The sequence below is a fragment of the Christensenella massiliensis genome (genome assembly GCF_040409835.1).
Taxonomy (GTDB): Bacteria; Bacillota; Clostridia; order Christensenellales; family Christensenellaceae; genus Christensenella; species Christensenella massiliensis.
This window is the reverse complement of record NZ_CP117826.1, coordinates 2,104,826-2,127,481: the sequence shown is the minus strand read 5'-3', so window position 1 is coordinate 2,127,481 and position 22,656 is coordinate 2,104,826. Positions and strand designations below refer to the sequence as shown.

Annotated in this window: 19 protein-coding genes, 2 tRNA genes, 3 rRNA genes and 2 pseudogenes; 5 read left to right on the top strand and 21 right to left on the bottom strand. The window is 49.9% G+C overall.

Annotated features, from left to right (window positions below; all coding sequences use genetic code 11):
• Positions 1 to 53: 53 nt before the first annotated feature.
• The 3 genes from PUP29_RS10445 to PUP29_RS10435 form a co-directional block, all read right to left on the bottom strand.
• Entirely contained in the window at positions 54 to 1,154 is a 1,101-nt protein-coding gene (locus PUP29_RS10445) for a substrate-binding domain-containing protein (protein ID WP_079545968.1), read from the bottom strand.
• 126 nt (positions 1,155 to 1,280) lie between these two features.
• The gene (locus PUP29_RS10440) at positions 1,281 to 2,021 is read right to left on the bottom strand and encodes a GntR family transcriptional regulator (RefSeq protein ID WP_079545970.1); all 741 of its coding nucleotides are present in this window, start codon (positions 2,019 to 2,021) and stop codon (positions 1,281 to 1,283) included.
• Positions 2,022 to 2,183: 162 nt separating this feature from the next.
• Positions 2,184 to 3,458 carry an O-acetylhomoserine aminocarboxypropyltransferase/cysteine synthase family protein gene (locus PUP29_RS10435; RefSeq protein ID WP_079545972.1) on the bottom strand — a complete coding sequence of 425 codons (1,275 nt, stop codon included), beginning with the start codon at positions 3,456 to 3,458 and terminating at the stop codon, positions 2,184 to 2,186.
• Positions 3,459 to 3,624: 166 nt separating this feature from the next.
• Between PUP29_RS10435 and PUP29_RS10430 the strand changes: the two genes are divergently transcribed.
• The 3 genes from PUP29_RS10430 (at position 3,625) to PUP29_RS10420 (ending at position 5,320) form a co-directional block, all read left to right on the top strand.
• Positions 3,625 to 4,053: an RrF2 family transcriptional regulator gene (locus PUP29_RS10430; RefSeq protein ID WP_079545974.1), complete on the top strand. Its 429-nt coding sequence runs from the start codon at positions 3,625 to 3,627 to the stop codon at positions 4,051 to 4,053.
• The gene (locus tag PUP29_RS10425) at positions 4,050 to 4,484 is read left to right on the top strand and encodes an RrF2 family transcriptional regulator (protein WP_079545975.1); all 435 of its coding nucleotides are present in this window, start codon (positions 4,050 to 4,052) and stop codon (positions 4,482 to 4,484) included. The genes PUP29_RS10430 and PUP29_RS10425 overlap by 4 nt, the downstream gene beginning before the upstream one ends.
• A gap of 65 nt (positions 4,485 to 4,549) precedes the next feature.
• On the top strand, positions 4,550 to 5,320 hold the full coding sequence (locus PUP29_RS10420) for an NYN domain-containing protein (RefSeq protein WP_079545977.1): 771 nt from the start codon (positions 4,550 to 4,552) through the stop codon (positions 5,318 to 5,320).
• Positions 5,321 to 5,460: 140 nt separating this feature from the next.
• Here the strand turns inward: PUP29_RS10420 and PUP29_RS10415 are convergent.
• The 3 genes and pseudogenes from PUP29_RS10415 to msrA form a co-directional block, all read right to left on the bottom strand.
• A pseudogene (locus PUP29_RS10415) lies at positions 5,461 to 5,777 on the bottom strand (YjdF family protein).
• Positions 5,778 to 5,922: 145 nt separating this feature from the next.
• Positions 5,923 to 6,408, bottom strand: a pseudogene (gene msrB / locus PUP29_RS10410) (peptide-methionine (R)-S-oxide reductase MsrB).
• Positions 6,383 to 6,889 (bottom strand): peptide-methionine (S)-S-oxide reductase MsrA, encoded by a 507-nt coding sequence (msrA, locus tag PUP29_RS10405; RefSeq protein ID WP_079545979.1) that lies wholly within the window; start codon positions 6,887 to 6,889, stop codon positions 6,383 to 6,385. Before msrA ends, msrB begins: the two are co-directional and overlap by 26 nt.
• 206 nt (positions 6,890 to 7,095) lie before the next feature.
• Between msrA and PUP29_RS10400 the strand changes: the two genes are divergently transcribed.
• Positions 7,096 to 7,992, top strand: coding sequence for an InlB B-repeat-containing protein (locus PUP29_RS10400; protein ID WP_079545981.1), 897 nt, complete (start codon positions 7,096 to 7,098; stop codon positions 7,990 to 7,992).
• Positions 7,993 to 8,208: 216 nt separating this feature from the next.
• Here the strand turns inward: PUP29_RS10400 and PUP29_RS10395 are convergent, their stop codons facing one another.
• The 13 genes from PUP29_RS10395 to PUP29_RS10335 all read right to left on the bottom strand — a co-directional run bounded on the left by PUP29_RS10395 (position 8,209) and on the right by PUP29_RS10335 (position 20,016).
• Positions 8,209 to 10,359 carry a DUF7657 domain-containing protein gene (locus PUP29_RS10395; RefSeq protein WP_079545983.1) on the bottom strand — a complete coding sequence of 717 codons (2,151 nt, stop codon included), beginning with the start codon at positions 10,357 to 10,359 and terminating at the stop codon, positions 8,209 to 8,211.
• A 53-nt stretch (positions 10,360 to 10,412) separates the two neighbouring features.
• On the bottom strand, positions 10,413 to 10,712 hold the full coding sequence (locus tag PUP29_RS10390) for an EamA family transporter (protein WP_079547784.1): 300 nt from the start codon (positions 10,710 to 10,712) through the stop codon (positions 10,413 to 10,415).
• A gap of 28 nt (positions 10,713 to 10,740) precedes the next feature.
• The gene (locus tag PUP29_RS10385) at positions 10,741 to 11,079 is read right to left on the bottom strand and encodes an EamA family transporter (protein ID WP_079545985.1); all 339 of its coding nucleotides are present in this window, start codon (positions 11,077 to 11,079) and stop codon (positions 10,741 to 10,743) included.
• Between the two features lie 2 nt (positions 11,080 to 11,081).
• Complete coding sequence (locus PUP29_RS10380) at positions 11,082 to 12,023, bottom strand: glycosyltransferase family 2 protein (RefSeq protein WP_079545987.1); 942 nt, start codon at positions 12,021 to 12,023, stop codon at positions 11,082 to 11,084.
• Positions 12,024 to 12,263: 240 nt separating this feature from the next.
• A 5S ribosomal RNA gene (rrf, locus tag PUP29_RS10375) occupies positions 12,264 to 12,380 on the bottom strand.
• A gap of 133 nt (positions 12,381 to 12,513) precedes the next feature.
• Positions 12,514 to 15,546, bottom strand: a 23S ribosomal RNA gene (locus PUP29_RS10370).
• A gap of 160 nt (positions 15,547 to 15,706) precedes the next feature.
• A tRNA-Ile gene (locus PUP29_RS10365) sits at positions 15,707 to 15,783 on the bottom strand.
• A 42-nt stretch (positions 15,784 to 15,825) separates the two neighbouring features.
• Positions 15,826 to 15,901: transfer RNA gene (locus PUP29_RS10360), tRNA-Ala, on the bottom strand.
• A 133-nt stretch (positions 15,902 to 16,034) separates the two neighbouring features.
• Positions 16,035 to 17,570: ribosomal RNA gene (locus tag PUP29_RS10355) — 16S ribosomal RNA — on the bottom strand.
• Together the 16S, 23S and 5S rRNA genes with 2 tRNA genes alongside form the textbook arrangement of a ribosomal RNA operon.
• Before the next feature lie 284 nt (positions 17,571 to 17,854).
• Positions 17,855 to 18,556: a hypothetical protein gene (locus PUP29_RS10350; RefSeq protein WP_353423236.1), complete on the bottom strand. Its 702-nt coding sequence runs from the start codon at positions 18,554 to 18,556 to the stop codon at positions 17,855 to 17,857.
• A gap of 232 nt (positions 18,557 to 18,788) precedes the next feature.
• Positions 18,789 to 18,947 carry a rubredoxin gene (gene rd / locus PUP29_RS10345; protein ID WP_353423234.1) on the bottom strand — a complete coding sequence of 53 codons (159 nt, stop codon included), beginning with the start codon at positions 18,945 to 18,947 and terminating at the stop codon, positions 18,789 to 18,791.
• A 51-nt stretch (positions 18,948 to 18,998) separates the two neighbouring features.
• The gene (locus PUP29_RS10340) at positions 18,999 to 19,205 is read right to left on the bottom strand and encodes a DUF1858 domain-containing protein (protein WP_079545992.1); all 207 of its coding nucleotides are present in this window, start codon (positions 19,203 to 19,205) and stop codon (positions 18,999 to 19,001) included.
• A gap of 109 nt (positions 19,206 to 19,314) precedes the next feature.
• Positions 19,315 to 20,016 carry a PHP domain-containing protein gene (locus PUP29_RS10335; RefSeq protein ID WP_353423231.1) on the bottom strand — a complete coding sequence of 234 codons (702 nt, stop codon included), beginning with the start codon at positions 20,014 to 20,016 and terminating at the stop codon, positions 19,315 to 19,317.
• A 122-nt stretch (positions 20,017 to 20,138) separates the two neighbouring features.
• Between PUP29_RS10335 and PUP29_RS10330 the strand changes: the two genes are divergently transcribed.
• Positions 20,139 to 21,131 carry a lipoate--protein ligase gene (locus PUP29_RS10330; protein WP_353423229.1) on the top strand — a complete coding sequence of 331 codons (993 nt, stop codon included), beginning with the start codon at positions 20,139 to 20,141 and terminating at the stop codon, positions 21,129 to 21,131.
• A gap of 42 nt (positions 21,132 to 21,173) precedes the next feature.
• On the opposite strand, the gene PUP29_RS10325 is transcribed toward PUP29_RS10330, so the two are convergent.
• Positions 21,174 to 21,941 (bottom strand): AAA family ATPase, encoded by a 768-nt coding sequence (locus PUP29_RS10325; RefSeq protein WP_353423227.1) that lies wholly within the window; start codon positions 21,939 to 21,941, stop codon positions 21,174 to 21,176.
• Positions 21,938 to 22,645: a hypothetical protein gene (locus PUP29_RS10320; RefSeq protein WP_079545998.1), complete on the bottom strand. Its 708-nt coding sequence runs from the start codon at positions 22,643 to 22,645 to the stop codon at positions 21,938 to 21,940. Before PUP29_RS10320 ends, PUP29_RS10325 begins: the two co-directional genes overlap by 4 nt.
• Between the last annotated feature and the right edge of the window lie 11 nt (positions 22,646 to 22,656).

The following is a 22,656-nucleotide window of genomic DNA, read 5'->3' as shown; positions in this document are numbered from 1 at the left end:
CTAAAATTATCTAATCAGGGCTTTCGGCTTAATGCCGAAAGCCCCGGAGAAATTTAGCTTCGTTCATTCAGCAGCGGATTCAGCAGCGCTTTGATGGCATCTTCCTCCATGTTTTCTTTGGTGACGATTGTGCAAGGAATATTGACCACTTTCTGCATCTCTTTTCCTTCTATCAGAACATTGTAAACATCCATTGTAGCATCATATGCTGTTTTATATGGATCTTGGACAATAATTGCATCTAAATTCCCAAGTTCAAGCGCTTCAATTTCCAAATCGTCGGAATCAATTGCAGCCGACACAATCCGCTCTGATATATTTGCATTTTTAACTGCAAGTGCAATACCATCACCCGAAATATTGTTTGCGCCGTAGAATCCTATTATTTCATCGCCGTAAGTTGATATTTGATTTTCAACATTTGCCTGTGCGTTATTTGCGTCATTTTCGTTATATAAGGTATCTAAGCATTCAATTTCCGGAGCATTTTCTGCCAAATAATTTTTGAATGCTTCAATGCGCAGCTCAAGCGATGGGGTGACAACCGACATGTGTATACCGATCTTTCCTTTTGGCTCAATTCCTTTTTCTTCCATCTTTGCAAGCATGGCTTCTGCAGCACTTTCTCCAAGCGCACTCTGGTCTGACCGGAAATCTGTCCCGTAGTATTCCTGATAAGCATCATCTACCGCCATACCCAGGAAATTTACAAGTATCCCTTGATTAAAGGCTTCCTCAACTAACGGTACTGTTGCATCCGGAGTTGTCGTTGCAGTAATAATCGCATCGGGCTGCTTTGCGATAACGTTTTCAAACGCTTTTATATAAGCATCCGTTTCGGATTCCTGCGCTGGTCCTGCTGTTGAAAAATTGATCGTGATTCCGTATTCATCTTGAATATCCTGTACGGCATTTTCTACGCCGATCAATGTATATTCTCCCCAGTATTGGGACTCAGTAGAGGGCATAAGATATACAACATCCAGCGCTTCCGCCGCAGCTTCACTGCTTTGCTCACTGCTTTCCGCTTGTTCCGGCGCAGCTGATTCCGTCCCACTTGATGATCCTCCGTCCTCTGCGGGTGCACATGCTGTAAACGTAAATGCCAATAACAATACCGCTGCTAGGACGAATAAGAGCCTTGTTTTTTTCATTTCATAAAACCTCCTGATATATTTCTTCTTGACATACAGTTATGCCAAATTTTTGATCCTATTATAGATTCTATGTAGTTATGTTATTATGTTACTATATATAGTGATAAAAAAATATCTGCATATTTAGATATGCAATTCGACAGTAAAGATATTTCGATCGCCACGGAAACGAACGATCGCATACTCAATTGGAATTCCAAATTGATTATAACTGATCGATTTTGACAGTTGAATAGGTTCTCCTATCTTCATGTTCAAAAGTTTTGCATCTTCCTCATTGGCTGCTACCGCGCTGAGTGTGCGCACGGATTTTGTAATACGCGTCTTATCATCACGATCCAAAAATTCAAATAGTCCGCACTTTTCCATATCAACATCTAATATTTTTTTTGCAAAAATAGAAAGATAGTTCTCTGTGTAGAGAATCGGCTCTTCATTTGCAAAGCGCAGGCGCATCATTTTCACAATCGGTGAACCTGTCTCGATTTTCAGTTCTTCCGCAACTTCCTCATCCGCCGTATCCTCATGAAGCTCAAGAATCTTTGTCCTCGGTACCATATTTTGCTGCCGAATATGCTCATGCGAGGCTCTGACGCTCCTGATATATTCCTGCCGGATCGGCGGCCTTTGAACAAACGTTCCTTTGCTCTTTACACGGGTAAGATACCCCTCCATGACCAATTCTGTAATTGCCTGCCGTATCGTCGTTCTGCTGATATCGAATATCTGCGCCAATTCCATCTCCGTAGGGATCGAGTCACCGGGTTTTAAATTCCCCTCATTGATATATTTTAAAATGATATTTTTTAATTGAAAGTATAGTGGAATCGGAGTTCCCTTATCTATTTTTTCTTTTTCAAACATTTTTTAGACCTTTATCGTTATGTAGTAACATAGTGACTTTATTTAAAAATATCACACTGCTGCTTCTTTGTCAAGCCACCTTCTGCAATTTTTTTAGATTACGTGCAAAATTTTCCACGGCACAAAAAAAGACGGATCCCTTCCGCCTTTTTTCCTGATGTTTCAGATCCGCGCGAACGCCGCTTCCATGTCCTCTAAAATATCGTCTATGTGCTCAAGCCCAATGGAAAGCCGTACCTGATCGGGCGTCACACCCGCCGCGCGCTGCTGCTCGGGGGAAAGCTGCTGATGCGTGGAGGATGCCGGATGTACGACGAGCGATTTTGCATCCGCTACGTTGGCAAGATTGGAGAACAGCTCCAGACGGTCGATAAACTGCCTTGCCTTTTCTGCGCCGCCTTTGACGCCGAATGTAAAAATGGAACCCGCACCCTTTGGAAAATATTTCCGGGCCAGCGCGTGATACCGGTCGCCTGCGAGCGACGGATAATGGACCCACGCTACCTTTTCATGCCCGCTCAGGTATTCCGCTGCGCGTTTTGCATTTTCAACATGCCGCTCCACGCGCAGGGAAAGCGTTTCCAGCCCCTGCAGGAACAGGAAGGAATTGAACGGAGACAGGCACGCGCCGGTGTCACGCATGAGCTGCACGCGTATTTTGGTCACAAACGCCGCCGCTCCAAGGTCCGCAAACCGTATACCGTGGTAGCTTTCGTCCGGCTGTGTGAACCACGGAAATTTTCCGCCCGCCCAGTCGAAGGTTCCTCCGTCGACGATCACGCCGCCGATCGACGTTCCGTGCCCGCCGATGAACTTGGTTGCAGAGTGCACGACGACGTCTGCACCAAACTCAAAGGGGCGGATAAGATAGGGAGTCCCGAACGTATTATCTACGATAAGCGGTAACTTATTTTCGTGTGCGATCTCCGCTACCCGTTCTATATCGATCACGTTGATACCCGGGTTCCCGAGGGATTCGATATAGAGCGCCTTTGTGTTTTCACGGACTGCCGCTGCAAAATTTTCGGGATCATCCGGCTGTACGAACGTCGTTTCGATGCCAAAACGCGGCAGCGTCGTATGCAGAAGATTATAGGTCCCTCCGTAAAGTGTGGCCGCAGCGACGATGTGGTCGCCCGCGCCCGCAATATTCAGAATGGAATATGTGATCGCCGCCGACCCGGACGACGTTGCCAGAGCGGCAGAGCCTCCCTCAAGCGCCGCCATGCGCTGTTCAAAGACATCGCTCGTCGGGTTCATCAGCCGGGTATAAATATTGCCCGGTTTTCTGAGGGCAAAAAGGTCTTCCCCCTCCTGTGTGTCGTCAAACACGTACGACGTCGTCTGATAGATGGGAACTGCACGCGATTTTGTCGTAGGGTCCACAGTCTGTCCTGCGTGAAGCTGTTTTGTTTCGAACCTGAATTCCCTCGTCATCTCTGCTATCTCCTTACTTATAATTTATAATTCCTATTTGTTTAATAATCTTTATGGCGGAAGTATAGCATTAAAATATTAGTAAGTCAATAGGAAAAATAATCTTTTATTGATTTTTTGGCAAAAAAACCTTACAATAAAATTATTATAGAAAGGATTTTATTCTATGAAGCTTTCGACAAAAAGCAGGTATGCGCTTGAGGCGCTGCTTTATATGGCTCTGTATTCCGGCGGCCGGCCGATGCGTATCGCGGAGATCGCTGCGGGAACCGGAATATCGGAGGGATATTTGGAACAGATCTTTTTCCGTCTGCGCAAAGCCGGACTGCTGTCGGCCGTCCGCGGGAAAGGCGGCGGTTTCCTGTTTTCCTCTCCTGAAAAAACCAGTGTGGGAAGTCTTGTGCGTACGCTCGAGGGAACGCTTGTTCCCGTCGCCTGCGCGGAAGACCTTTCTGCCTGCAAAAGTCCGATGCGCGACCGGTGCGTGTCGCGGGCCCTGTGGGTCCGTCTTTCTCATGAGATCGGCGGTGTTCTGGATGGTATCACACTGGCCTCCCTTGCGGAGGCATTTCGGGCCAAGGAGGGAACGTCATGAAAATATCGACCCGCGGAAGATATGGCCTGCGTGCCATGATAGATCTTTGTATGCATGCGCAGGGGGAATATATTTCCCTGCGCAGCATCGCAAAGCGTCAATACCTGTCTTCCGGTTATTTGGAGGGGATTTTTGCGGCGCTCAAAAAAGCTGGTCTCGTTCACGGTTCGGCAGGCTCCTGCGGCGGTTATCTTCCTGCTCTTCCGGCCGACCAGATCACGATACGTATGATCCTCGAACCGCTCGAGAGCAGTATGTCGCTTCTCGACGGGCCGGAAAACGGCGCCTCTTCCCTGCGTTCTTTTCTGAACCGGGAGGTTTGGAGCAAGGTAGACCGGGCTGTTGCCTGCCTTTTGGATGCAACCACCGTCGCGGATCTGATGCGGGAATTTGAGAACCGCGACCATGCAGTGGATTCAAGCAGTCTTTAATGTTCTGTGATTTATGTTATAATAGTTATAATAGATTCATTTTATAAAAGAACAGGGATCAATTTATGGAAAACGAAACAGATAAAAGAATTGCTGTCCTGATCGACGCGGACAACGTATCGGACAAATATATCTCATTTATTTTCGATGAGATTTCCAACTATGGTACGCCCACCTATAAGCGTATCTACGGCGACTGGACAACGACGCACAACACCGCATGGAAAAAGGTGCTGCTCAATTATTCGATCGCTCCGATCCAGCAATACAGTTATACCAAAGGAAAAAACGCGACGGATTCCGCTCTTATCATCGACGCGATGGATATCCTCTATTCCGGAAATGTGGACGGATTCTGTATCGTATCTTCGGACAGCGACTTCACCCGGCTGGCCGCGCGTCTGCGGGAGGCCGGAATGTTTGTGATCGGCATGGGTGAGCAAAAAACGCCTGCTCCGTTTATCGCAGCCTGCGAGAAATTCAAATATCTTGAGGTGCTCGCTTCCAGTACGGAGAACGTTCAGGAGCCTTCCTCCGAGTCCGCTCCCGAAGAAAAAACGGGACGCAGGACCTCGATGGCGACCCGTTTTCAGGTGACACGCGCCATCAAGGCAATCGTGAACGATATCTCGGACGACGACGGCTGGGCCTTTCTCGGCGCCGTCGGCAATGTGCTCAACAAACGTTATCCGGATTTTGATTCCCGCAACTACGGATATTCCAAGCTGTCTCAGTTCATCGGCTCACTGAATCAGTTCGACATCGACATCAGGCCGTCCGGAAATCCGCACGTCAAGCATACCTACATTCGTCTGCGGGCCGGCCGGAAAAAATAATGGCCGGAAGCGATCGGTATTACATCGGCAGCAGAATATGCGGCGGCCCGCGTTGCCGATTTTAAACATGACACCGGTCCGCATGATTTTCTCCGATTCTCAGCAGACTTGACAATGTGAATAGGAAAGCACCGGGAAAATCATCTTCCCCGGTGCTTTTCTTTTTTCTTCTGCCGATGCAGATAAAACCTGCGTTCCTTTTCCTGCGCCGTCCGCTGCATACGTTTGGGATTCCGTGCTGCCCGCCGCGGATATCTTTCCATTTCCACCAGTGGGCTGAAAGCAAGCCCGTTCCAATGCGCAAGCCATACCGCGTATACCTCGCAGTCTTTCGGTTCCGCCCCAAACGTGAGCTTACATACGGACATTCCGTCCGCACAGCGCCGCTCAAACACGCCTACCCTACCCAAAACTGCGCCTCAAAAAACACCGTCAGGCTGAACGCCACGCCATCCATAACGGTTCCCCTCTTTCCAGTTTGCTGCGCAAAGAAAGAAGAACCAAGGAGGCAGGTTACTGACGGCCTATACCGCGCCCGGACTACCGGCCGGGACTGTGTTTTTATCTCTGCCTTTTCATTACAGGCATGCGGCGCAGACGTGTCAATCCCGTTCTTCCCGCTTTTTTCTGTCCTCTAAATAGGGCACCAGATAGCCATAGCCTTGCTTTTTCAGCTCCTGCTGTGGAATAAAACGCAAGGCAGCGCCGTTGATGCAATATCGTTTTCCGCCCGTTTCCGCCGGTCCATCCTCGAATACGTGTCCAAGATGAAAATCCCCCTCCGTGCTCCGCACTTCCGTGCGGACCATGCCGTTGGAATCGTCCCGCCGCATTATGATGTGCTCCTTGCACAGCGGCTTAGAAAAGCTGGGCCATCCTCAGGAGGATACCAGCTTATCGCGCGAGGAAAAAAGCGGTTCTCCCGTTATGGCATCTACATAGACTCCCTCGCCGCCGAAATCCCAGTATTTGTTCGAAAATGGATATTCCGTTCCGTTTTCTACCATAATATGATAACGCTCCGGTGCAAGCTCCCGCTTCAGCGTATCGTTATCCGGCCGCTTATACCGGTGTATACGTCCCTGCATATTGAAAGTCCTCCTTTTTGATGTGGCAATATCCTCCCGGGTTCTTTTCCAGATAATGCTGGTGATATGCTTCGGCGGTATAGTAATTCCTGAGGCGTTCGATCTCCGTGACGATCTTTCGGGGATAGTTCGGCTGTATCGCCGCAATATAGCTCCGTATTTTGAATTCGTCCGCAGGGTCAACATAGTAGATGCCTGTCCGGTATTGTGTTCCTACGTCGTTTCCCTGACGATCGCGCGCCGTAGGGTCGATGATGCGAAAAAACAACGTAAGTATGTCTTCAAGGCTTATCTTATTTTCATCATAACGCACCCATACCGTTTCGGCAAAATCCGAATCTCCGCGGCACACATCTTCATAGGTCGGGCCAACGGTCCTCCCATTGGCATAGCCGACCTGCGTACCGATCACGCCGGCAATCTGATCATAATACCTTTGCACGCCCCAGAAGCAGCCGCCTGCCAGAAAAATTTCTTTCATTCTTTTCCTCCTATTCCTGCGGGCGGGGCATATCCGCCCTTTACCGGGTTACTGTTCCGGTCATATATTTACCCTGTTTTTTATGCCGTATAATCACTTTTTTATATATTTCCTGCATATTATTAACTTTTTTGAAACGTTTCCGCAAACGATTGACACTTTTTTGGATTCCCGTTAGAATATTATGTATTAGTTAGGAGAGTTTTATGAAGAAATTTGTTATTTTTCTGATCGTCATAGTACTTACGCTCGCATTTGCGTCGCCTGCGTTTGCCTATACGGTCACAGTCACCGCAGAACCAGCTGACGGCGGCGACGTGACTGTCAACGATATGCCCGGAGGCGGCGATATTTCCGAGGGTACGAATGCGGTCGTGAAAGCAGTTCCAAAAGACGGCTATATCTTTGCCGGTTGGTTCCGCGAGGATGGAAGCGCCGTCGATGAATCCGGTTCTGAATTCACCTACACGCTTGAAGAAGACCGGACTTATGTGGCAAGATTCGAAAAAAAATATACGTTTGCGCTCAATGCTTCCCCGCAGGAGGGCGGCACCGTTTCACAGAGCGGTACAGAATATATGCTGAACGACAACGTTACCGTAACGGCGGCTCCGGCGGAAAACTATAATTTTATCGGCTGGTTTGCGGATCCGTCTTCGGAGGAGCCTATTAGTACGGAGCTTGAGTATACGTTCACCGTTTCTGCCGATACGCCTGCCACGCTGACGGCTAAATTCGCCGCGACCTATCAGCTTGACGTTTCAGTCAGCCCTGAGGGAACGGGAACGGTTGTGGGAACAGGTGCATATCCGGGCGGAAGCGTAGTGACAGTCGGCGCTTCTCCGGCTCAGGACTGGCGTTTCTCCGGCTGGTATGATGCAGATCTTCCGGGCAAGATCATCAGTTCCGATCCGGAATACAGTTTCAATCTTGATGAAAACCGGGCGTTAGTAGCTCTTTTCGAGCGGAGCTATACTTACATTTTGATGTGGGTTCTCATCTGGATCGGAATATGCTTCGCAGTATTTGTCGTCGTCATGCGAACGATACGTCATTTCCGAATCGTCCGCCGCAGGCGCAGGAGACGGCCGAGAAGATATTGATCGATAGAAGTTAACAGAGCAAGCCAGTATTTTCGAATGCTGGCTTTTCTTTTTGTTCCTTTCCGCCATTCCGCAGCCAGCGCGAACCCGTTCAAAAGCCAAGCGCGGATATCATTGTACCGTGTCTGTACCTGCCGCAAAAAAAGCATTCCGCAGGGGAATGCTTTTCGCTCCATGAATGCTATATCATCTGCCGGATCATATACGGCAAGGCTTTTAGTCCGTACCGACACGGTAAATGACCGCGCGGCTGTCCTCATAAACCAGCGTCAGCGTTCCTGCAAAGTGCTCCGTTGGAATATCGGTTTCCGGCGATGTGCAGATGTAGTCTACGCCCAAAGTAAACAAATCGTTGGGATTCAGCCTCAATGTAAACGTATCTACAGCCGCTCCGCTTTCAAACGCCGTCTCTTCCTCCGTGAAGGATAGGACAATGTGGGCATAGCGGTTATAGATCTCTTCGCTTTTTCCGTCGGGGTCAAGCAGCTCCCACCGCTCGAGCGCAGGGAAGATATTCGTTGAAGTAATGGTAGGCGCGCCATTTGCGATCAGAAAATTGGAGTATTGATCTGTTGCGATCCATGTTCCCGGCTCTTCCTGTTGGAGCTCCTGCACCGCTTCGGCCAGCGGTTTATCGTAGATCGCATCTGCCGTCCGCATGATCGGATTGACGAATGCACCGGACAAAAAGGCGAGAGCACAGACACAGATAATAAACAGCTTCTTCAGCAGCCCTTTTCTATGCAGGAAGAAATAGGCCATGAACGCACTCATGATCGCGGCAAATCCGATCCAATAGGCTTTTGGCACCCCGTGCTCCGGAAGCAAGATCGGGTCGATGCTGCGCGCGGCCGCCCACACGGCGAAACAGGAAAGCAATATCCCGAGCACGATGAATACCGCTCTGCTCCATTTTTTCGCTGCCAATGGCTCGTCGGTCGCCGACAATATTTTTAGATATAGGATGATCTCGATCAAACAGATGATGGGAAGGATCCGTGCAGTCGTATTCGAGAGCAGCGTAGCCTTTGCCAGCCATTCCGGTGCGCCGAATATTGCAAATGCCAGAAATGCGGCATCCAGCAGAAGCAGCAGAACGACTAACAGGTCTTTCCCCTTCTTTTTGATCAGATAGGTCAGTGCAATGATTTCCGTCAACGGGAAAAAGCCATACATCATGGCCCCTTCGCACGGATTGGGTGTGCTGAGGTATGGCGTGATAAGGTTGCTCGTATAGGCAAACAGCATTCCGCGCACATCGCCGCCCGTATAGACGCGTTTTCCCGGATATGCCGTGTTCATGGTGAGTGCAAATGCCTCTTCCGACCGCAGATACCAGAAGCCCGCGATACCGCCGATCAGAAGCAATGCGCCGATCACATAGAACCATTCCGCCTTTCTCCGTTTTCCGTTTTTGAAGTTCGAGGCTATTACCCATATTGCGAGAACGGCGAACACATAGAGAAGCGGTATCATCCAAGCCGGATACAGCGCAAAAATATAAGCCAATCCGCACAGCGCGAACACAAATGCGTAAATCGCTTTTTTCAGCAAATGATCTGTATTCATAAAATGATAGATCATCAAAATCGCAAGCTGCCCTGCCACCAGCATCTCCACAAAAAAATTGATGGCAAACCACCATTGCACGACCGGCGCGAATGCGATCAGGAAAGCCGCCATAACGGAATATCCTTTTTTCCCTTTGGTCAGCAGCATAAACAGCTCAAAGGTGACGAGGAACAGCGCGATCAGCCGGCCTGCCCAAAACCATGACAGCCCGTACGACGGGCCGAGCAAAAGATAGCCCCAGTAAAAGGGCTTTGCGATCAGCGTGATATCCCACACCGGCTGATTATAGATCGTCAGCATATCCGTCGGCCATGCGCGGGATATCGGGTTCATGATCCCATAGTCATTGAACTCCTGCGACAGAGCAAGAGGCGTAAATACATTCCATTCATCCGAACGGATCCCCCGGTATCTCCCGAAAATAGGCTCCTGAAAACGGCTCGGCTCGTCGCCGGGCTCCAGATAGACATTCCATACGCTCATAGACGAGCCATGGAACTGCATCGCCACGCAAAACACGAAAACCGCGAGTGCGAGCGCGAAACGGTATCGGTAAATAAATTGATAAATGCGTTCCGGCCTGATAACAAAATGCAGAAAGATAAAATAGGCAAACGCAAAAAAACCGGCAATGCGCTCCGGGCTCTGTGCCGGTTGTCCGGATATCAGCTTTTCCCATAATATTTTATAGCCGGCTTCTATCCCAAACGCAGCCAATGCGCAGACCCCGAGCCCAAGGAGCAGCCATAAAGCGGGCCGCGATACCCGATAGGGCTTGTTCAGCATAACATCCATAGTTTCCGTCCTTTTATGTTCTGAATGAGCGCGCCCCATGAAGCGCGGCTTTTCTACAGTGTGATCAGCAAAGCGCCGATCAAGATCCCAACCGTTCCGATTATTTTTTTTGCGGTGATCTTCTCCTTTAAAATAAGATAGGATAATATCATCGTCCAAATATAGGTAATCGAGGTAAGCGGCAATACCACAGAATAATCGAGGAACCGCAAAATATAAATATTGAGCAAGGCTGCAGCAAGATAAAGCACGCCGCCAATGTAAAGATTCCGGTTGCACAGAAGCTCTCTGAGGTTCTGAAAGGACGAAGCCTTTTTCAGAAACAGCGCGGCGACCGAGCCCAATATCGTCATAATGAGCAGAATCAGAATATACAGCGGGTTAACGGTCTCCACCTCCAATCAATACGACGCTCACCGTAATGACCAGAATCCCGGCAAGCTTAGTTGGTGTGATGACCTCGCCCAATACAAAAGCGGCAAGAAAAATCGTAAAAATATAGTTTAAGCTCAGCATGGGCTGAAGTACAGAAAGGCTTCCGTACTTATAGGCGACAAGCATAATAAGAGCGCCCAGCGCATAAAAAACAAAGCCGACTATCATGAAAGAGAGTCCTTCCGTTGCGGAAAGCTTCCAGAAAAGCTGCCCGATACAGACACATACGGAGGACAATATCATTAAAAGGATACCCTTTCTGTTTTTTGCAAAGGAGGACTCCATGCTCACTGTTCCTTTTCCTTTCCAAACCGTGCCTGCATATCATTCAGGCGCATTTCGAAATCGTGCCGGTCCTTTTGGCGCAAAACATCGAGGGTCAGCCCAACGAATACCGATTGGAGCGCCGCAAGCACAAAGAACCCGCTTGCAATGAAGGAAGGGAACTGCGGAACAAGTCCTGTTTCAATATAGGTGGCCAGAACAGGCAGGAAAAAGCATACGCCTATTACAAACAAAATGAGCCCAATAATGGAGAAAAACGCCAGCGGCTTATAATTCTTATAGAACTTGAAGATCGTTTTGAGTACCTTGAGGCCGTCTGAATAGGTATTGAGCTTTGATTCGCTTCCCTCCGGCCGGTCCCGGTAATCGATGATCACGTTTGTAACGCGCATATTTTTATCTACTGCATGTATCGTCATTTCTGTTTCTATCTCGAAACCCTTTGACAGCACGGGAAAGGTTTTCACAAACAGATAACTGAATGCGCGGTAGCCTGTCATGACATCCTTGATATCACTTTTAAAAAGTGCATTGATCGATTTGCGCACCAATGAATTCCCCATATTGTGGAACGGGCGCTTATTTTCCGTGAAATAGGTGGAGGAAAGCCTGTCGCCCACCACCATATCGGCCTGCTTTTCAAGCACCTCCGTCACCATCTGCCGCGCATATTCCGCCGGATAGGTATCGTCTCCGTCTATCATCAGGTAACATTCCGCTTCAATTTCGCGGAACATTCTTCTGATCACATTCCCCTTACCCTGCTGCCGCTCATACCGGACGACTGCGCCTGCCTCCCGCGCGATCTCGTCCGTATGGTCAACAGAATTATTGTCATAAACATAAATCGTTGCCTCCGGCAAGGCCGCTTTGTAGTCACTGACTACCTTACCGATCGTTCTGCTTTCGTTATAGCATGGGATCAATACTGCAATTTTATCCATTGGTTTTCCTTCCATATATGCTATGCTTCGGCAGCGGAAAGTCCAGTATGCCCGTCATTCTCCGGACAGGGCCCATCTGCTTCCCACAAGCTGCCTACACCTCGACTCTTAAAAGTTTAGCATATCTGCATGCCCCGGTCAATGCAGACAAAAGAAAGACAGGCTGAGCAAAAAACAGAAAAGTAAAAAGCCCTTAAGCACTTGGCAAAAGGACCCTCTACATAGGATATTGAAAATAGAATCCGGCAGCTACCTATCCTCCCGGGCCGTCTCCAGCCAAGTACTTTGGGCGTATAAGGGCTTAACTTCTGTGTTCGGAATGGGAACAGGTGGATCCCCTTAGCTATCGCCACCGGAAATTTCAAAACTATTTAATTATTGGAAGTATTCTATCTTCCGTTTTCATCAGTGAAACACACTGAAAACTGAATAGTAGTAAGGAAAGAGATAAGTCTTAAAGTTGTTAGTTAGACTGTTGAATCAACTTTCGTTGATCAAGCCCTCGACCTATTAGTACTGGTCAGCTGAATACATTGCTGTACTTACACCTCCAGCCTATCAACCTTGTAGTCTTCAAGGGGTCTTACTCCATAAAGGATGGGAAGTCTTATCTTGTGGGGGGCTTCACGCTTAGATGCCTTCAGCGTTTATCCCGTCCGTACGTAGCTACCCAGCCATGCCGTTGGCACGACAACTGGTGCACCATTGGTACGTCCATCCCGGTCCTCTCGTACTAAGGACAGCTCCACTCAAACTTCCTGCGCCCACGATGGATAGGGACCGAACTGTCTCACGACGTTCTGAACCCAGCTCGCGTGCCGCTTTAATTGGCGAACAGCCAAACCCTTGGGACCTGCTTCAGCCCCAGGATGCGACGAGCCGACATCGAGGTGCCAAACCTCCCCGTCGATGTGGACTCTTGGGGGAGATAAGCCTGTTATCCCCGAGGTAGCTTTTATCCGTTGAGCGACGGCAATTCCACTCTCATACCGCCGGATCACTAATCCCGACTTTCGTCCCTGCTCGAGATGTCTCTCTCGCAGTCAAGCTCCCTTATGCATTTGCACTCTAATGAATGATTTCCGACCATTCTGAGGAAACCTTTGGGCGCCTCCGTTACTCTTTCGGAGGCGACCGCCCCAGTCAAACTGCCCACCTGGTACTGTCCATGAGCCGGATCACGGCCTCATGTTAGAACCCTAGTATTAGAAGGGTGGTATCCCAACAGCGGCTCTGCGTCAACTGGCGTCAACGCTTCTCAGCCTCCCACCTATCCTGTACATCCAATACCAAAATCCAATGCCAAGTTGCAGTAAAGCTCTACGGGGTCTTTCCGTCCTATCGCGGGTAATGAGCATCTTCACTCATACTACAATTTCGCCGGGTACATTGTTGAGACAGTGCCCAAGTCGTTACGCCATTCGTGCGGGTCGGAACTTACCCGACAAGGAATTTCGCTACCTTAGGACCGTTATAGTTACGGCCGCCGTTCACTGGGGCTTAAGTTCCCTGCTTCGCTTGCGCTAACAGTTCCCCTTAACCTTCCAGCACTGGGCAGGCGTCAGCCCGTATACTTCATCTCTCGATTTCGCACAGACCTGTGTTTTTGCTAAACAGTCGCTTGGGCCTATTCACTGCGACCTATTGCTAGGCACTCCTTATCCCGAAGTTACGGAGTCATTTTGCCGAGTTCCTTAACAATGCTTCTCCCGATCGTCTTAGGATTCTCTCCTCGCCTACCTGTGTCGGTTTGCGGTACGGGTACCTGTCATTCTCCTTAGCAGCTTTTCTCGCCAGTGTGGATTCACAGACTTCCATACTTATTTTCTGTCCCCATCACACCTCAGGCTTTATGGAAACCGTACTTCACTAATTTCCACCCTCAGTGCTTAGACGCCCTCTACCATCAAGGCGCTTCTGCTATCCTCCTGTGTCACTGCTTCAGTCAAACGAATGACCGGTAGTACAGGAATATCAACCTGTTGTCCATCGCCTACGACTATACTGTCCTCGGCTTAGGTCCCGACTTACCCTGGGCGGACGAGCCTTCCCCAGGAAACCTTAGGCTTTCGACGGTGAGGATTCTCACCTCACTCTCGCTACTTATGCCAGCATTCTCTCTCGTATCCGGTCCACCACTCCTCTCGGTATGGCTTCGATCCAAATACGATGCTCCTCTACCGCGCAACGTTTTCAACAATACCGCCTGATTCTTCAGGTTCTATCCTGTTGGATTTGACGCAAACCTCCTTTTTCCCGGTTTGCTACGTGTCCTTTTCCCGACACCTTCTTCAGCATTGTTGAAAACGCTGCACCCATAACTTCGGTGGTAAGTTTTAGCCCCGGACATTTTCGGCGCACAATCACTCGACTAGTGAGCTGTTACGCACTCTTTAAATGAGTGGCTGCTTCTGAGCCAACATCCTAGTTGTCTCTGCAATTCCACATCCTTTTCCACTTAACTTACACTTTGGGACCTTAGTTGATGATCTGGGCTCTTTCCCTTTTGACAATGAAACTTATCTCACACTGTCTGACTCCCAAGCAGGTAATATATGGTATTCGGAGTTTGATAAGATTCGGTAAGCCGTGAAGCCCCCTAGTCCATTCAGTGCTCTACCCCCATATATCTTCACTTGAGGCTAGCCCTAAAGCTATTTCGAGGAGAACCAGCTATCTCCGAGCTCGATTGGAATTTCTCCGCTACCCACAAGTCATCCCCGCATTTTTCAACATACGTGTGGTTCGGTCCTCCACGGTGTTTTACCACCGCTTCAACCTGCTCATGGGTAGGTCGCCCGGTTTCGGGTCTACAGCATGCAACTTAACGCCCTATTCAGACTCGGTCTCCCTTCGGCTCCGTGACTCCAGTCACTTAACCTCGCTACATACCGTAACTCGCTGGCCCGTTCTACAAAAAGTACATGGTCACACTTTCTAATAGTGCCCCCACTGCTTGTAAGCACAAGGTTTCAGGTTCTCTTTCACTCCCCTCCCGGGGTGCTTTTCACCTTTCCCTCACGGTACTATTTCTCTATCGGTCATCAAGGAATATTTAGGCTTGGAAGGTGGTCCTCCCGGCTTCCCACTGGGTTTCACGTGCCCCGTGGTACTCTGGTGCCCATCTCGCTGACTCGTATTTCGCTTACGGGGCTTTTACCCTCTTTGGCTGCACTTTCCAATGCTATTCAGCTATATTCGTCAGATCGATTATATGGGTCCGCAACCCCGGATGTCCGAAGACTTCCGGTTTGGCCTCTTCCCATTTCGCTCGCCGCTACTTTGAGAATCACGGTTGTTTTCCTTTCCTCCGGCTACTTAGATGTTTCAGTTCACCGGGTTCCCCCCATATACCTATGGATTCAGTATATGGTAACACACTATTACATGTGCTGAGTTCCCTCATTCGGATATCTGCGGATCAATGTTTGCTTGCAACTCCCCGCAGCTTTTCGCAGCTTGACACGTCCTTCTTCGGTTCTTGATGCCAAGGCATTCACCCTGTGCTCTTCATAGCTTGATCTTTTCGTCTACTTCTCTCTCCCTAAGACTTTCGCAAAATTATATCTTACCCTTTTTCATCTTTGCAGATTAGTTCTTTCTAGATATCGTTTCGCTTTTCTCTTTCGGTTTACTATTCAGTTTTCAATGTGCTTCGGCACTCTGCTCTAACGCATTTGCCATGGTGGGCTTTAGTGGACTCGAACCACCGACCTCACGCTTATCAGGCGTGTGCTCTAACCTGCTGAGCTAAAAGCCCATCTTCAGTTAGCTGCTTCGGTGTCTCCCGCTTTCCCCCACTTGGTGGAGATGAGCGGAATCGAACCGCTGACCCCCTGCTTGCAAGGCAGGTGCTCTCCCAGCTGAGCTACACCCCCATTTTAAATCACATACATCCCTGTATGTGCTCTAAAAGGCTTCCTATGCAGTTTGCTGCTCTTCAATCTCTACAGTACCGAAAAGAAAATCCTCTACTCGCTTCTCCTTAGTCTTCTCTTTTCTACACCCTAGAAAGGAGGTGATCCAGCCGCACCTTCCGATACGGCTACCTTGTTACGACTTCACCCCAGTCATTGATCTCACCTTCGACAGCTCTCTCCTTGCGGTTAAGCCACTGGCTTCGGGTGCTCCCAACTTCCGTGGTGTGACGGGCGGTGTGTACAAGGCCCGGGAACGCATTCACCGCGACATGCTGATTCGCGATTACTAGCAACTCCGACTTCATGTGGGCGGGTTGCAGCCCACAATCCGAACTGGGACCGGCTTTTTGAGATTCGCTCTGCCTTACGACGTCGCTGCCCTTTGTACCGGCCATTGTAGCACGTGTGTAGCCCAAGACATAAGGGGCATGATGATTTGACGTCGTCCCCACCTTCCTCCGAGTTGTCCCCGGCAGTCTCACTAGAGTTCCCACCATGACGTGCTGGCAACTAGCAATAAGGGTTGCGCTCGTTGCGGGACTTAACCCAACATCTCACGACACGAGCTGACGACAACCATGCACCACCTGTCTCTCTGCCCCGAAGGGAAGCTGTATCTCTACAGCCGTCAGAGGATGTCAAGCCTTGGTAAGGTTCTTCGCGTTGCTTCGAATTAAACCACATGCTCCGCTGCTTGTGCGGGCCCCCGTCAATTCCTTTGAGTTTCAACCTTGCGATCGTACTCCCCAGGCGGGATACTTAATGCGTTTGCTTCGGCACGGAACCCTATCGGGCCCCACACCTAGTATCCATCGTTTACGGCGTGGACTACCAGGGTATCTAATCCTGTTTGCTCCCCACGCTTTCGTGCCTCAGTGTCAGTTGCAGTCCAGAAAGTCGCCTTCGCCACTGGTGTTCCTCCTAATATCTACGCATTTCACCGCTACACTAGGAATTCCACTTCCCTCTCCTGTACTCAAGTCAAACAGTTTCAAATGCAATCCCGGGGTTAAGCCCCGGTCTTTCACATCTGACTTACTTGACCACCTACGCACCCTTTACGCCCAGTAATTCCGGACAACGCTCGCTCCCTACGTATTACCGCGGCTGCTGGCACGTAGTTAGCCGGAGCTTCCTCCTATGGTACCGTCACTTTCTTCGTCCCATAGGACAAAGGTTTACAATCCGAAGACCTTCTTCCCTCACGCGGCGTTGCTGGGTCAGGGTTTCCCCCATTGCCCAATATTCCCCACTGCTGCCTCCCGTAGGAGTCTGGACCGTGTCTCAGTTCCAGTGTGGCCGATCACCCTCTCAGGTCGGCTACCCATCGTTGACTTGGTGGGCCGTTACCTCACCAACTATCTAATGGGACGCGAGCCCATCCTGCATCGAATAAATCCTTTTACCTCAAAACCATGCGGTTTCGTGGTCTTATGCGGTATTAGCAGTCGTTTCCAACTGTTGTCCCCCTTTGCAGGGCAGGTTGCTCACGCGTTACTCACCCGTCCGCCACTAAGTATATCCAATCTTCCACCCGAAGGCTTCTGTCTGGATAACTTCGTTCGACTTGCATGTGTTAAGCACGCCGCCAGCGTTCGTCCTGAGCCAGGATCAAACTCTTAATTAAAATCTTAACATCTTCTCAGATGTCTTTAACTAATCTCTTGACCTAGGCTCCGCTTTCAAGCATTTCCTTTTCGTTCTTGGTACTGTATTGATTTTTCAAGGTCCGCCGCTTTTTTTGCGGCTCATTTATAATACCAAACTCCATTCCCCATGTCAACTACTTTTTTTACTTTTTTTCTCTTTTTTTCGCAGACCCCTTAATTGCGCCAAAAATGCGCTGTTTATATACAAAAACGGGCGCTCTCCTGTGAAGGGAAACGCCCTTTCATTATAAAAAATCTATACCTATTCCTGATTTTCTGTCCGGAAGCTTTTTGCGAGCCGCGTTACGATCTCTTTCATTTCACCGGTATCCTTTTTATGGGAAGATACCGTAAAGGTATAATTATAATCGTCCGCCATAAAAAATGCCTGTACGGAATCTGTCATTTCCGCGGAACCCTCTTCCTGCAGACGAACCTCAAGCAGTGCATTATCATAGGAGAGCCCTTCAATGCTGCCGCTTTCCGTAACGATATTCCCCTGCTCTTCCAGCGTTTTTTCATAAACAGGAAGCGCCTCATCGAGCGTGATGTCCTGCCCGCTCAAATTGATGCGCGTTATATTCAGCACGCAGTCTCCATCCGGAAGCAGAAAGGATTTCAGTGTCTCCGTATCAGTGAGGATCTCTGTCTCCTCCGGATAGCGGAAAGAATATCCGTCCCCTTCGTACCTCTCGCTGTAAATAAGAGGTTTTGCTTCTTCCGGCTGAGCAGAGGGGGCCGCTATTTCCATTTCGCCTGTCGCAGCCGTACTGTCCGCCTCCGCATTCCCGCTCTTTTCAGTTTTTGTTTCAAGGACCGCAGATGGCTCCGCCGCACTTTCCCGCACAGTATTTTCCGCCGCCGCAGACATCACCGCAGACGTACCGTTGGTATCCGCCGCACACCCCCAAAAAGCAAATGCCGCGGCAAGGATGCATGCCAGACAGCACAATTTCCGTTTCATAGAACGCTTCTCCTTTTGCGCGCACCGGCCGTTCCGTGCGCTGTTTTTCCGGCAATCCCGTTTCTTTTCATATATGCGTTATCATACCGTTCCGGCCGCTGTGTGTCAAGCTTTCCCGCCGCGCCTTCCTGTGCTTTCGCCCACCTGTATCGTTTTTTCTATTGCCGCGGAGCGAACAAAAAAAGGCTGGCTCCAAACGGCGGCCAGCCTTTTCTGATGCTCTATGCTCTGATTATTCTTTTTCGAAAGCGGATTTATCCGCACCGCAGAGGGGGCATACCCACTCTTCCGAAACATCTTCCCATTTCGTGCCCGGTGCGATCCCGTTATCCGGATCGCCCGCTTCCGGGTCATAAACATAACCGCAAATCGTGCATACGTACTTTTCCATTCCCTTTACTCCTTTGTTTGTAATATCGAGCGGAATCGTTCCGCCGTTTTTTTATTTTGCTTCCAGATAGGCGTTCAGCTTTGCTTCCAGCGCATCTGCGTCGATCCCGTGTACTGCGCAGGCTTGCTCCAGATTCTCAAAATGCGCCGCTGCGCATCCAAGGCAGCCCATGCCTGCTTCCATAAAGATCGGTGCAAGCCCTTCATCGATCTGCAGAATGTCCATGATATTCATGTCCTTTGAAACTTTCTGTGCCATTACTTTTACCTCTTTTCCCTCAATCATTTATCCATAATAGAAGATAGCTACTGTCTATCATGATATTCTTCCTATAAATAACCACAATTTCCGGCGAATAAACTGTTTTTTATGCGCCGAATGTAACGATTAGCTCCGGCGAACCGTTTTCTTTATAATATTGTATAAAATCTCCCGCGCTTTCTATGCCGTCCGGCAACATCACGCCGCCCCGTCCGATATCCTCCTCGCCGTGCGCGTCGCTGCCGCCGATGACCCACAGGCCATGCTCCGTCGCAAATTTCGCCGCTAAAGCATTGTGCGACAAATGCCGCGGATGCGTATTGACCATCTCTATCCCATCATAACAGATGGGTTCGACCGGATGGAGGCCATAGCGGTAGGGATGCGCCTGAAACACTAAGAAGCCATTCTCGTGCATCTTCTGATAAAAATCCTGATAACCAAGCCTATACAGATAGGGCTCGCTTTTCAAAAATTCCTTGCTTGCCCCGTAAATAAGGAAGTCATCGCCCAAGCCGTTCGGCTGGATATTGAGCGCGACCTCCATTGCAGGCAGGACGAGCAGCCCGCTGCCCTCCGCCGCCTTGCGTGCCGCTTCATAGCCGCTCCAGAAAAAATCGATGCGTTCCTCCCATGTTTTGCCGTCCAGCGACGGGTGCTCCAGCACCACAGGATGATAGTGATCGGTCACAAACATATAACGGTAGCCTGCATCTAAATATCCCTCTACCAGATAGTGTGCCGGGATACGCGAACACGGGCTTACCTCGCTTGTATGACAATGCGTCTCCGCCTGATAACATTTCACGCTGTTTTCCGTCCTTTCTTTCTTATCATAATATAAAGCCGGGCCGGACGCAACGGCAAGCTTGCGCGATATTCACTTTTTTTCTATAATTATATTATAGGGAACAAAAAAAGGAGAGCTTTATGCAAAACAAGCAATATTTTTATGTATCGGACAGCAACGACCCGCACCGCACACTTGCCGTAGAGGAATATATCCTTTCGCACATCAAGCCGGAGGAGGTCGTACTTTATTTATATACGCATTCCGACTCCGTCATTATCGGGAAAAACCAAAATGCTTGGGGAGAATGCAGGCATGAAAAGCTGGAGCGGGACGGCGGGAAGCTTTCGCGGCGCATTTCGGGCGGCGGCGCTGTCTTTCACGATCTTGGGAATCTCAATTTTTCATTCATCGCTTCTAAGGAACGCTATGACCTTCACCGCCAGCTGAAGGTGATGCTGGATGCTGCGCGTATGTTCGGTATAGACGCCGCATTTTCCGGCAGGAATGATATTCTGGCGGATGGGCGGAAATTTTCGGGCAACGCATTCTGCATGCGCAAAAACGGCGCGTTCCACCATGGAACCATCCTGATCGATTCCGATATGGGAAAGCTTTCGGGATATCTTGCCGTACCTAAGGACAAAATAGAATCCAAGGGCATCGCATCTGTCCGCTCCCGGGTGGTGAATCTTGCGGAGCTGAATCCGGAGATCACACCCGCCAAAATGACGGAGGCCCTGAAAAAAGCCTTTTCCGCCGAATACGGACAAACGCAGGATTATCCGTTTACACAGGAGGCATGGAGCGAGATCGCGGCCATCGAAAAACGCAACGCAAGCTGGGAATGGATCTTTGGGGAATCCCCGAAATTTGACATCACGATCAAAACGCGTTTCCCGTGGGGGGGCGTCGAACTGCTTCTCTCTACAAAGGACGGCAGGATCACGGACGCAAAGCTCTATTCCGATGCGATGGATGCGGACTTCATCGCAGAGATCGCTCCTGCACTCCCGGGCTGTATATTCCGCAGCGCAGAGCTTGCAGAGCGGCTGCGTACACTGCCGCAAACAGAAGAGCATCAAAAAATAATCGAAGATATCGCACAATATATCGAACAGCAGGGATATTGACGGCAGACTATCATCTAAAAAAAGAGGCGGCTGCCTCTTTTTTTATTCCGTTTCGTCCGGCCCCAGCAATTCCCCGAGCATACGCTGCGGCTGGTCTAAAAAACGTTTGGTGATAAAATAGTGTTCCGTTTGCTCATAGGGCGTTTTATGGACGCCCGATCCGTCGAACACGAAAATGTCCGCATTCGGGTAGGCCATCAAAATCGGCGAATGTGTCGCGATGATGAACTGAGAATTTTGCCGTACCAGACTGTGGAGCAGGGAAAGCAGAGCCATCTGGCGCGCGGGCGAAAGCGCCGCCTCCGGCTCGTCGAGGAGGTAAAGGCCGTTTCCCCGAAACCGGTTTTGTATAAGCGCAATAAAGCTTTCCCCGTGCGACTGGGCGTGGAGGGAAGCGCCGCCATAGGAAGCATAGAGCGAAGACCGGCAGATGCGATTCTCTTCCGCCTCTTCCATTTTATCCACATTGGAGGCAACGTTATAAAAGCTCTCCGCGCGCAGGAAAAAACCATCTTTTGCAAAGGGGATCCCCCGTGCGATGCGCAGATATTCGTGCAGCTTCGAATGCGTATCGCGCGACGAAAAATTGAAGTTTTTCGAGCCGCCCTCCGCATTGAAGCCGCTCGCCACCGCCACTCCTTCCAGAAACGTTGATTTTCCGGAGCCGTTTTCTCCTACCAGGAAAGTGACCGGCTTTGACAATTCGATCGTTTTTAATCTGCGGATCGCCGGGATAGACCACAGGTAGGAGCGCTTTATTTCTTCTTTTTTATCTGCGCGCAGTGAGACCTGCCTGATGTACGCCGTCATAGTCTCATGAACGCTACAATAACAGTCAATGCCCATGAGGCGGCAGAAAGCACGATGGCAATGATCCCAAGAATAAACCCTGCCGTTGCCATGCCGCCTGCCGGAGAACACCTCCCTTTCATTCCGCTCAGAATCGCGATCACACCGCATACGATGCCGGCGATCGGAATCAATAACCCCAGCAAGCCGACGAGGCCCATAACCAGCGCCAGTACAGCGCTTCCCTGCGTACTATGCACGATGACCGGAACCGGCTGCTGCGGCTCCGGGCCTGCCGCCTGTATCTTGCCGCAGGAGGGAGCGGCCTGTTCTCCGCATGACATCTGCGGCTGCATGTGCGGAGGCTGCTGCGTACCGTTTACCATTTGCGGCTGCTGAAGCAGACCGATAAGCTGCTGTACCGTTCCGCGGAACAGCTCTTTTACCGCAAAGCCCCATGCGCCCGTAAGGTCCATCTCTTTGCCATATACGCCCGGCAGCCAAACGGTCCGCAGCCATGCTTCGAGATGGACCCTTCCGTCTTTGAATTCCAGCTTCATGAACCGCGGAGCTGCAAGCGCGCCCATTCCTTTTCTCCAGACATTTTCTCCTTTAAAGCTTACATATTGAAAGCCTTCCTTTTGAAAGAAATCCTGTGCTACAAAAGCAATAAACCGGTCCGCATCCGGACGCGTCACTATAAAATCCGCTGTAAATCTCGCCATTTGCTTTTTCC

What these genes read in the sequence shown, in the direction of transcription:
- PUP29_RS10445 (WP_079545968.1), bottom strand. Translation starts at nt 1,154, where the DNA reads ATGAAAAAAACAAGGCTCTTATTCGTCCTAGCAGCGGTATTGTTATTG.
- PUP29_RS10440 (WP_079545970.1), bottom strand. Translation starts at nt 2,021, where the DNA reads ATGTTTGAAAAAGAAAAAATAGATAAGGGAACTCCGATTCCACTATAC.
- PUP29_RS10435 (WP_079545972.1), bottom strand. Translation starts at nt 3,458, where the DNA reads ATGACGAGGGAATTCAGGTTCGAAACAAAACAGCTTCACGCAGGACAG.
- PUP29_RS10430 (WP_079545974.1), top strand. Translation starts at nt 3,625, where the DNA reads ATGAAGCTTTCGACAAAAAGCAGGTATGCGCTTGAGGCGCTGCTTTAT.
- PUP29_RS10425 (WP_079545975.1), top strand. Translation starts at nt 4,050, where the DNA reads ATGAAAATATCGACCCGCGGAAGATATGGCCTGCGTGCCATGATAGAT.
- PUP29_RS10420 (WP_079545977.1), top strand. Translation starts at nt 4,550, where the DNA reads ATGGAAAACGAAACAGATAAAAGAATTGCTGTCCTGATCGACGCGGAC.
- msrA (WP_079545979.1), bottom strand. Translation starts at nt 6,889, where the DNA reads ATGAAAGAAATTTTTCTGGCAGGCGGCTGCTTCTGGGGCGTGCAAAGG.
- PUP29_RS10400 (WP_079545981.1), top strand. Translation starts at nt 7,096, where the DNA reads ATGAAGAAATTTGTTATTTTTCTGATCGTCATAGTACTTACGCTCGCA.
- PUP29_RS10395 (WP_079545983.1), bottom strand. Translation starts at nt 10,359, where the DNA reads ATGGATGTTATGCTGAACAAGCCCTATCGGGTATCGCGGCCCGCTTTA.
- PUP29_RS10390 (WP_079547784.1), bottom strand. Translation starts at nt 10,712, where the DNA reads ATGACGATATTGGGCTCGGTCGCCGCGCTGTTTCTGAAAAAGGCTTCG.
- PUP29_RS10385 (WP_079545985.1), bottom strand. Translation starts at nt 11,079, where the DNA reads ATGGAGTCCTCCTTTGCAAAAAACAGAAAGGGTATCCTTTTAATGATA.
- PUP29_RS10380 (WP_079545987.1), bottom strand. Translation starts at nt 12,023, where the DNA reads ATGGATAAAATTGCAGTATTGATCCCATGCTATAACGAAAGCAGAACG.
- PUP29_RS10350 (WP_353423236.1), bottom strand. Translation starts at nt 18,556, where the DNA reads ATGAAACGGAAATTGTGCTGTCTGGCATGCATCCTTGCCGCGGCATTT.
- rd (WP_353423234.1), bottom strand. Translation starts at nt 18,947, where the DNA reads ATGGAAAAGTACGTATGCACGATTTGCGGTTATGTTTATGACCCGGAA.
- PUP29_RS10340 (WP_079545992.1), bottom strand. Translation starts at nt 19,205, where the DNA reads ATGGCACAGAAAGTTTCAAAGGACATGAATATCATGGACATTCTGCAG.
- PUP29_RS10330 (WP_353423229.1), top strand. Translation starts at nt 20,139, where the DNA reads ATGCAAAACAAGCAATATTTTTATGTATCGGACAGCAACGACCCGCAC.
- PUP29_RS10325 (WP_353423227.1), bottom strand. Translation starts at nt 21,941, where the DNA reads ATGACGGCGTACATCAGGCAGGTCTCACTGCGCGCAGATAAAAAAGAA.
- PUP29_RS10320 (WP_079545998.1), bottom strand. Translation starts at nt 22,645, where the DNA reads ATGGCGAGATTTACAGCGGATTTTATAGTGACGCGTCCGGATGCGGAC.